Source organism: Shimia aestuarii, assembly GCF_022814865.1.
Taxonomy (GTDB): domain Bacteria; phylum Pseudomonadota; class Alphaproteobacteria; order Rhodobacterales; family Rhodobacteraceae; genus Shimia; species Shimia aestuarii_A.
This window is the reverse complement of record NZ_JAKVRD010000058.1, coordinates 1-645: the sequence shown is the minus strand read 5'-3', so window position 1 is coordinate 645 and position 645 is coordinate 1. Positions and strand designations below refer to the sequence as shown.

The following is a 645-nucleotide window of genomic DNA, read 5'->3' as shown; positions in this document are numbered from 1 at the left end:
TATGAACTGGATAAGGATCTGGAGCTGGCTGAGATAACGTTTTTGGCCGAGAAGAAAGCAAGTAGGCGAAAAGTAATAACTGATCTAAGAAAATTCTTTCCGCACGTTAAGCCGAAAGGCGGACTATTGAAGTTACCTCGATGGAGGTGGAAAGGGATCTACACAACGAACTACGACACATTGGTGGAGCAGGCGTTCGAGAAGGCAAACAAAAAATGCCGGGTCTATTCTTCCAACTTTGACTTCCACATAGATGAGGAGGAGTTTGATTGTGAACTATTCAAGATCCACGGAACAATTGAGAAAGACATATCGGACGGAAATCAGAGTAGGATCATCTTAACCGTAGACGACTACGACCAAACTGAAGAGTTTCGCGAGCAACTCTATGATCGTGATCCGCCCCACTTGAGTGGTCCAATTTGATTGTTAGTGCATGATCGGCCTTTGGTCCATCTGGATGATGGTTTCGGGGGCCGGTGGGCGATAGCCCAGAGCACTGTGGGGTCGTTTCGTATTGAAGTGTTTCCTCCATTCTTCGATCAGGATTTGAGCCTCGCGCAGACTGTAGAAGATCTCGCCGTTCAAGAACTCGTCTCGGAACCGAGCGTTGAAGCTTTCACAATATCCATTCTCCCAAGGGCT

General features: G+C 47.3%; 2 protein-coding genes. One reads left to right on the top strand and one right to left on the bottom strand.

The annotated features are described in order from the left end of the window. Positions 1 to 426: SIR2 family protein (locus MK745_RS19680; RefSeq protein WP_243614866.1), on the top strand; the 426-nt coding region annotated here is incomplete at its 5' end. Between the two features lie 3 nt (positions 427 to 429). On the opposite strand, the gene MK745_RS19675 is transcribed toward MK745_RS19680, so the two are convergent. After that, on the bottom strand, positions 430 to 645 hold a 216-nt coding region (locus MK745_RS19675; protein ID WP_243614865.1), incomplete at its 5' end, for an integrase core domain-containing protein.